At 67.3% G+C, this 8,350-nt stretch carries 5 protein-coding genes and 2 tRNA genes; 3 read left to right on the top strand and 4 right to left on the bottom strand.

Going from position 1 to position 8,350, the window contains the following annotated elements; translation table 11 throughout:
* The 3 genes from carB to gdhA all read right to left on the bottom strand — a co-directional run.
* A partial coding sequence (gene carB, locus ACI38Z_RS08290; RefSeq protein ID WP_439789725.1) for a carbamoyl-phosphate synthase large subunit occupies positions 1-2,740 on the bottom strand: 2,740 nt, incomplete at its 3' end.
* The gene (gene carA / locus ACI38Z_RS08285; protein WP_439789724.1) at positions 2,740-4,008 is read right to left on the bottom strand and encodes a glutamine-hydrolyzing carbamoyl-phosphate synthase small subunit; all 1,269 of its coding nucleotides are present in this window, start codon (positions 4,006-4,008) and stop codon (positions 2,740-2,742) included. The genes carB and carA, both read right to left, overlap by 1 nt.
* Before the next feature lie 273 nt (positions 4,009-4,281).
* Complete coding sequence (gdhA, locus tag ACI38Z_RS08280; protein WP_439789723.1) at positions 4,282-5,613, bottom strand: NADP-specific glutamate dehydrogenase; 1,332 nt, start codon at positions 5,611-5,613, stop codon at positions 4,282-4,284.
* Positions 5,614-5,816: 203 nt separating this feature from the next.
* Here gdhA and ACI38Z_RS08275 point away from each other — a divergent pair.
* The 3 genes from ACI38Z_RS08275 (at position 5,817) to ACI38Z_RS08265 (ending at position 7,041) form a co-directional block, all read left to right on the top strand.
* Positions 5,817-5,893 (top strand) — tRNA-Pro (locus ACI38Z_RS08275).
* Between the two features lie 3 nt (positions 5,894-5,896).
* A tRNA-Gly gene (locus ACI38Z_RS08270) sits at positions 5,897-5,972 on the top strand.
* Between the two features lie 103 nt (positions 5,973-6,075).
* Positions 6,076-7,041 (top strand): diacylglycerol/lipid kinase family protein, encoded by a 966-nt coding sequence (locus tag ACI38Z_RS08265; RefSeq protein WP_439789722.1) that lies wholly within the window; start codon positions 6,076-6,078, stop codon positions 7,039-7,041.
* A gap of 126 nt (positions 7,042-7,167) precedes the next feature.
* Here ACI38Z_RS08265 and ptsP read toward each other — a convergent pair.
* Positions 7,168-8,350: phosphoenolpyruvate--protein phosphotransferase (gene ptsP, locus ACI38Z_RS08260; RefSeq protein WP_439789721.1), on the bottom strand; the 1,183-nt coding region annotated here is incomplete at its 5' end.

Here is an 8,350-nt window from a genome sequence, read left to right as displayed (position 1 = left end):
GGGTAACGTCCGCCCCCGGGAAGCGCGCCCAGGGCATGACGGCCTCCTTGACCGCGAAGTAGCCCACCTCGCGGTCCTCCGGCGGAAGGCCGAGCTCGGCGATCTTCTTGCCCGCCATGACCTTGGCGGCGGCACGGGCCAGGCTCACGCCGGACGCCTTGGACGAGAAGGGCACCGTGCGGCTGGCGCGCGGGTTGAGCTCGATCACGAAGAGCTGCTCGTCCTTGACGGCGTACTGGATGTTGAGCGGCCCCACGATGCCCACGGCCAGCGCGAGCTCGCGCGTGGTCCTGCGTACGCGGTCCACGATCGCGTCGGAGAGCGAGAAGGCCGGGTAGCAGCAGGCCGAGTCGCCCGAGTGGATGCCGCACTCCTCGATGTGCTCCAGGACGGAGCCCACATAGCAGGTCGTGCCGTCGGAGATCGCGTCCACGTCGAGCTCGATGGCGTCCTCCAGGAAGGAGTCCAGGTACACGGGGTGTGCCGGGGACACGTGCGCGGCCTCGGCCATGTAGGTCGCGAGCTCGCCGTCGTTGTAGACGATGGCCATGCCGCGCCCTCCCAGCACGTAGCTGGGGCGCACGAGCAGCGGGTAGCCCACGCGCCGCGCCACCTGGCGCGCCTCGTCCACGGTCTGGGCCGTGGAGCTGGGCGGATAGGCCACGCCCAGCCTGTCAAGCAGCTCGCTGAAGCGCTCGCGGTCCTCGGCCAGGTCGATGGCGTCCGGCTGCGTGCCCATGATCGGGACGCCCGCGGCCTTCAGCCTGCTGGCGAGGTTGATGGGCGTCTGGCCGCCCAGCGTCACCACAACGCCCGCGGGCTTCTCCACCTCGCACACGTTGAGCACGTCCTCGAAGGTGAGCGGCTCGAAGTACAGGCGGTCGGAGGTGTCGTAGTCCGTGGAGACCGTCTCGGGGTTGCAGTTGACCATCACGGTCTCGTAACCCATCCTGCGCAGCGCCGCGCTCGCGTGGACGCAGCAGTAGTCGAACTCGATGCCCTGGCCGATCCTGTTGGGGCCGGCGGAAAGGATCATCGCGCGAGGACGCTCGGAGGGCGCGTGCTCGCTCTGGGCGGTGCCGCCGGCAGGCGCGAGCTCGTAGGTGAGGTAGTGGTAGTCCGTGTGCGCCGCGAACTCGCCGGCGCAGGTGTCGACCGTCTTCACGACGGGGCGCACGCCCTCGATCTCGCGGAGCGCCCGCACGACCTCCGCGCTCGTGCCCGTGAGCCAGGCGATCTGCACGTCCGAGAAGCCCATCTGCTTCGCCGCGAGCATGGTCTTGGCGTCGAGCCCCGCCGTGCCCAGCTCGTGCAGGCGCCTGCCCGCGCGCACGATGTTGTCGACCCCGTGCAGGAACCACGGGTCGATCCCCGTGGCCTCGTGCACGCGCGCAACGCCCCAGCCGCGGCGGAGCGCCTCCGCCACGAAGAATATGCGCTCCGGCGTGGGCTCGGCCACGCGGGACGCGAACTCATCCTCGGAAAGGCCGGCAAAGTCGTCCGTGCCGTCCATCCCCAGGCCGGCGTGCCCCTGCTCCAGGGAGCGAAGCGCCTTCTGCAGCGACTCCTCGAACGTGCGGCCGATGGCCATGGCCTCGCCCACGCTCTTCATGCGCGTGGTGAGCCGCTCGCTCGTGCCCTTGAACTTCTCGAACGCGAAGCGCGGCACCTTGACCACGCAGTAGTCGATGGAGGGCTCGAAGCAGGCGGGCGTGGCCTGCGTGATGTCGTTCGTGATCTCGTCCAGCGTGTATCCCACGGAGAGGAGCGCGGCGGCCTTGGCAATGGGGAACCCCGTCGCCTTGGAGGCCAGGGCGGAGCTGCGGCTCACGCGCGGGTTCATCTCGATCACGATGACCTCGCCGTTCGTGGGGTTCACGGCAAACTGCACGTTGGAGCCACCGCAGGCGACGCCGACCTTCTCCAGGATCGCGAGGGAGTAGTCGCGCAGGCGCTGCAGCTCCGGGTCGCTCAGCGTCTGGCACGGAGCCACGGTGATGGAGTCGCCCGTGTGCACGCCCATGGGGTCCAGGTTCTCGATGGAGCACACGACGATGCCGTTGCCGGCGGAGTCGCGCATGACCTCCATCTCGATCTCCTTCCAGCCCTCGATCGAGCGCTCCACCAGCACCTCGTGCTCCGGACTGAGCGAGAGCCCCTGCGACGCGATGGCCTCGAGCTCCGCGCCGTCGTGCGCGATGCCGCCACCGGCGCCGCCCAGCGTGAAGCTCGGGCGCACCACCACGGGGTAGCCAAGCCGCGCCGCGATCTGGCTCGCGTCGTCCAGGCTGTGGGCGAAGCCGGAGTCGGCCACCTTGAGGCCGATCTCCCCCATGGCGTGCGCAAAGAGCTCGCGGTCCTCGCCCACCTTGATGGAGTCGAGGTCGCAGCCGATGACCTCCACGCCGTACTCGTCGAGCACGCCGCGCTCGCCCAGCGCCACGGCGCAGTTGAGCGCCGTCTGCCCGCCCATGTTGGGGAGAAGGGCGTCCGGCCGCTCCCGGGCGATGACCTTCTCCACGGCCTCCGCCGTGATCGGCTCCACGTAGGTGCGGTCCGCGGTCTCCGGGTCCGTCATGATCGTCGCCGGGTTCGAGTTGACGAGCACCACCTCGTAGCCGGCCTTGCGCAGCGCGCGGCACGCCTGCGTGCCGGAGTAGTCGAACTCGCAGGCCTGGCCAATCACGATGGGGCCCGAGCCGATTATCAGGATCTTGTGTATGTCATCGCGCCTCGGCATCAGAAGCGCCTCCCCTCGCGCACGTCGATGTCTAGGTAGTCGGCATCGCCCTCCATCAGCCTCGCGAACGACCTAAACAGGTAGGCCGAGTCGTGCGGCCCCGGACACGCCTCCGGGTGGTACTGCACGCTGAACGCGGGCACGTCCAGGAACTGCACGCCCTCGGGCGTCCCGTCGTTCAGGTTCACGTGCGTGAGGCGCACGCGCCCCAGCGCCGCAGTCCGCACCACGGGAGCCACGCCGCGGCGGCACCACTCGCGCAGGTCGCTCGCATGCTCGGCGTACCCGCCCGAGTCCTCGGGCACGATGGGCCCCAGCGAGTCGAACACCAGGCCGAAGTTGTGGTTCTGCGCCGTCACCTCGACCTTACCGGTCAGGAGGTTCATCACGGGCTCGTTGCCGCCGTGGTGGCCAAAGGGGAGCTTCTCTATCCGCGCGCCCGCCGCCATGCACACGAGCTGGTTGCCCAGGCAGATGCCAAACACGGGAACCTTGCCCAGGAGCCTCTGCGCCGCCTGCGCGGTCGCGGTCACCTGGCCGGGGTCGCCTGGTCCGTTGGAGAAGAACACGCCGTCCGGCGCCGCGCCGTCGACCCCAAGCGCGAGCGCCCGCTCCGCAGGGGTGTCCCACGGCACCACGACCGTCTCGCAGCCCACGGACGCGAGGCCGTCCGCTATGCCGCGCTTCTCGCCGCAGTCGTACGCGACCACGCGGAAGCGCCGCTCGCCCTTGGCGGGCACCACGTACTCCTGCCGCGTGGAGACGTCCGCCACGAGGTTGCGGCTCGAGATCCCAGGTGCCTGGCACACGCGTGCCACGAGGCTCTGGGGGTCCAGGTCCTCGGTCGAGATCGCCGCGCGCATGGCGCCGGCCGAGCGGATCCTCAGCGTGAGCGCCCGCGTGTCCACGCCCTCGATCGCGACGACGCCCTCGCGCTCGAGCAGCTCCGGAAGGCTTCCCTCGCTCTGCCAGTTGCTGGGCTCGTAGCACATGTCGCGCACGACGAGGCCCGCGAGCGATGCAGAGCCGGACTGCATGGCCGCGGCGCTCACGCCGTAGTTGCCCACCTGCGGGTACGTGAGCGTCACGATCTGCCCCACGTAGCTGGGGTCGGTCACGATCTCCTGGTAGCCCACCATGGAGGTGTTGAACACGATCTCGCCAAAGGCCTCGCCCGTCGCACCGGCACATCGGCCGCGCAGCACCGTTCCGTCCTCGAGGGCGAGAAGGGCCTCGCGTGGTGGCCGCATGCAAACAAGTGGATTCATGCCCATACCTCCTTCGTGCGCGTGCAAAAAACGGAACCCCACCTGCGGCGGAGCTCCGGCACATACGTAACGTCACGCGCTTTGTCTGCCTTGGAGGTATCTCTGTACCTCCGTTAAAGGTTGTTTTGCATTCTAGATGTTTGCTTATGCGGTTATGCGAAATACTGAATTGCGTTTACGCCTCGGAAACAAAGGGCGGGGCCAGGTCTCCCCGGCTCCGCCCTCGACGTGACGCTTCCCAGGCACCTGCCTGGGACCATGTCGACGTTCTTGCTACACGATGCCCTGGGCCATCATGGCGTCGGCAACCTTGAGGAAGCCGGCGATGTTGGCGCCAAACACCAGGTCGCCCTCGTGGCCGTACTCCTTGGCAGCGCTCGAGGCTGCGGCGTAGATGGAGTCCATGATGGAGTGGAGCTTCTCGTCCACCTCGTCAAACGTCCAGGAGAGGTGCTCGTGGTTCTGGCTCATCTCAAGGCCGGAGGTCGCGACGCCACCCGCGTTGGCCGCCTTGCCCGGCGCGAAGAACACGCCGTTGGCCATCACGTACTCGGTCGCCTCGGTCGTGGTCGGCATGTTGGCGCCCTCGACCACGTACTTGCAGCCGTTAGCGACGAGCTTCTTTGCATCCTCGAGGTCGAGCTCGTTCTGAGTGGCGCACGGCATCGCGATGTCGCACTTCTCGCCCCACGGACGCTCGCCCTCGTGGTAGACGGCGCCGTCCCTGCGCTCCGCGTACTCCTTCACGCGACCGCGCTCGACCTGCTTGATCTGGACCAGGAGGTCAAAGTCGATGCCGGCGGGATCGTACACGTAGCCGTTGGAGTCGGAGCAGGTCACGACCTTGCCGCCGAGCTGCTGGGCCTTCTGGATCGCGTACTGGGCAACGTTGCCGGAGCCGGAGACCAGGATCGTCTTGCCCTCGATGGAGTCGCCCTTGTCGCGAAGCATGTTGAGCAGGAAGTACACGGCGCCGTAGCCCGTGGCCTCGGGGCGCGCGAGGGAGCCGCCGTAGGAGAGGCCCTTGCCCGTGAGCACGGACTGCCAGGAGTTGGTCAGGCGCTTGTACTGGCCAAACATGTAGCCGATCTCGCGGCCGCCGGTGCCGATGTCACCCGCGGGGACGTCCGTGTCGGGCCCGATGTGCTTGACGAGCTCGGTCATGAACGACTGGCAGAAGCGCATGACCTCGGCGTCGGACTTGCCCTTGGGGTCGAAGTCCGAGCCGCCCTTCGCGCCGCCCATGGGCAGCGTGGTGAGGGAGTTCTTGAAGACCTGCTCGAAGCCCAGGAACTTGAGGATGGAGAGGTTCACGCTCGGGTGCAGGCGGATGCCGCCCTTGTAGGGCCCGATGGCGGAGTTGAACTGGATGCGGTAGCCGCGGTTGACCTGGACCTTGCCCTCGTCGTCAACCCAGGGCACGCGGAAGATAACGATTCGCTCGGGCTCGACCAGGCGCTCGAGCAGGCCGGCCTTCTCGAACTCGGGATGCCTGTCGAGGGCGGGCTGAAGCGTCGTCAGGACCTCCCTCGCCGCCTGGATGAACTCGGGCTGGTCGGAATAGCGCTCCTCCAGCTCCGCGATGACGCGCTCGGAATAGTTCATGAATGCTCCTCTCACAAAACTGCCGTCAGCAATCCACACACAAAACAATTTTAAATAATATGTTCGTTATTGCCATGTAACATAATTGGGCGACTTCCTGTAACAAACTTTAAACGACGCGACCTGGTGCCGACCCTTTCGCTCGATTGCAAGATGACCCCTTGCCCAAACCCGCCCGCTCCCCTATACTTTCAACGCGGCTCCGGGGTGTGGCGCAGTTTGGTAGCGCATCTGCTTTGGGAGCAGAGGGTCGCTGGTTCGAATCCAGTCACCCCGACCACGTGCGGCGGTAGTTCAATTGGTAGAGCAGTAGCCTTCCAAGCTACCTGTTGCGGGTTCGAGTCCCGTCCGCCGCTCCATTCGCACTGCAGAGGCCAATCGGCACGTCCGGTTGGCCTCTTCTCGTATAGATTGGTCTCGGGGCGCACGCCCCGACCATTCGATCCCAGGGGGGGCGAGGCAATGCCCATGCGTAACCTCGGCAGAACGCTTCTCATCGCGAACCCCGCGGCGCACAGCGGCAGGGGTGCCGAAGCCGCCGAATACGTCTCGCGGCTCCTCGCCCACTTCCCCTCCGCCACGGCAGGCTTCTCGTCATGCCTCACTACCGCGCCTGGCGACGGAAAGACGCTCGCCTCCAATGCGGCGGGCTTCGACACCGTGATCGCCCTCGGCGGCGACGGCGTCATCCACGAAGTCGCGAACGGCCTCATGTCCGTCGAGAAGGACGCGCGGCCCGCGCTCGCGATCGTCCCCGTGGGCTCGGGCAACGACTTCGCTCGCACCCTCGGCATGGCCGCGAACGACCCGGACCGGGCCATCGCCCAGCTGCTTGCGGGCACACCGCTACCGCTCGACCTCGGCCACGTGTCGAGCGACTCCGGCGCCTCCTGCCACTACGTGCAGACGCTCTCCTTCGGGCTCGATGCTGCCATCGCGCTCGACACCACCGACCGCCGCGCCGCGAACACGCGCCAGAGCGGTGCGGGGCTCTTCGCCACCTCGGGCATCAAGCTCTTCTCGAGGGTGCGGGGAAGGTCGGCCGGCTGGCCGTCTACGGTTTCGATCGACGGTGGCAGGCCCCTCTCGCTCAACACGCTCATCTTCGCGGTCCAGAACGGCCCGACCTATGGCGGAGGCTTCCGCATCTGCCCCGCCGCGAGCCCCTTCGACGGCCACCTCGACGTCTGCTACAACGTGGGCGTTCCCGCACTCCCGCATCTGCTTGCGCTCTTCGCCCTCGCCCGCACGGGAAGGCACGTCCGCTCCGGCGTCGTGAGGGTCGGGACCCTTTCGCGGCTCGTGGTCGACTTTGGCCAGGAGACCCCTCCCTGTCAGGTTGATGGCGAACGCCTCGTCGGAAGCAGGTTCGAGGTCTGCGTCGTGCCGAGCGCGCTCTCCGTCATCGTGCCGGGCAAGGTGCGCTAGCCCTCTCGCGCGGCCGCACCCGGCATCCGCCCACGGCAACGGGAGCCGTTCCTCTCCCCCAACACCCATGCAAAAGGGGGACGCCCTCGTCGGACGTCCCCCTCGCAGTCACCGTTGTGACAGGCGCTACTTCTGGGCTGCCTGCAGCATGACCTTGACCTCGGTGGCGGTCTTGCACTTCATGACCTTCTCGGTCAGGGCGTCCGCCTCCTCCTTGGTCCACTCGGAGATGATCTTGCGCGTGCGCAGGATCGACGGAGCGGAGACGGAGAACTCGTTCAGACCGAAGGAGAGCAGCACGGGGATGAGCAGCGGGTCGGCCGCGGCCTCGCCGCACATGCCGACCATGATGCCCTTGGCGCGGCCGGTCTCGATGATGTTCTTGAGCGAGCGCAGCACTGCCGGCTGGTAGACGGAGTACAGGTACGCGACGCGGTCGTTGCCGCGGTCTGCGCACATCGTGTAGCCGATGAGGTCGTTCGTGCCGATGGAGAAGAAGTCGCACTCCTCGGCGAGGTTGTCCGCGATGAGCGAGGCCGCCGGGGTCTCGATCATGGTGCCGACCTCAATGTCCTTGTTGTACGCGACGCCGCGCTCGTCAAGCTCCTTCATGCACTCCTTGACGAGCTCCTTGGCCTGGCGCACCTCGTCGATGGTGGTCACGAGCGGCAGCATGATCTTCACGTCGCCGAACGCGGACGCGCGCAGGAGCGCCGTGAGCTGGACCTTGTACTGCTCGGGGTTGTTCAGGCAGTAGCGGACGGCACGGAAGCCCATGAACGGGTTGTCTTCCTTCTGGAGGTTCAGGTACGGAATCTCCTTGTCGCCGCCCACGTCGAGCGTGCGGATGATGACCGGCTGGTCCTTCATGCGCAGCGCGACCTTCTGGTACGCGGCGAACTGCTCGTCCTCGGACGGGAGCTCCTTCGCGTCCATGAACAGGAACTCGGAGCGGAAGAGGCCGACGCCCTCGGCGTCATGCTCCGCGGCGACGTTCGCGTCGTCGGGGTTGCCGATGTTCGCGACGAGAAGGACCTTCTCGCCGTCGCCGGTCACCGTCTCCTTGCCGCGATAGGCCTCGAGCGCGGCCTTCTCCTCGGCGTAGCTCTTCGCCTTGGCGCGGTAGTTCTCGAGCACGACGTCGTCCGGGTTGTTGATGACCTTGCCCAGGGTGCCGTCGACGATGACCATCTCGCCGGACTTGATGTTCTTCGTGGCATCGGCGACGGAGAGCACGGCGGGGATCTCGAGGGCACGCGCGATGATGGCGGAGTGCGAGGTGCGGCCGCCGGTCTCGGTCACGATGCCG

Source organism: Parafannyhessea sp. (assembly GCF_051876455.1).
In the GTDB taxonomy this organism is placed as follows: Bacteria; Actinomycetota; Coriobacteriia; order Coriobacteriales; family Atopobiaceae; genus Parafannyhessea.
Note: the sequence above shows the minus strand (reverse complement) of the source record. Positions and strands in the feature narration are given on the sequence as shown.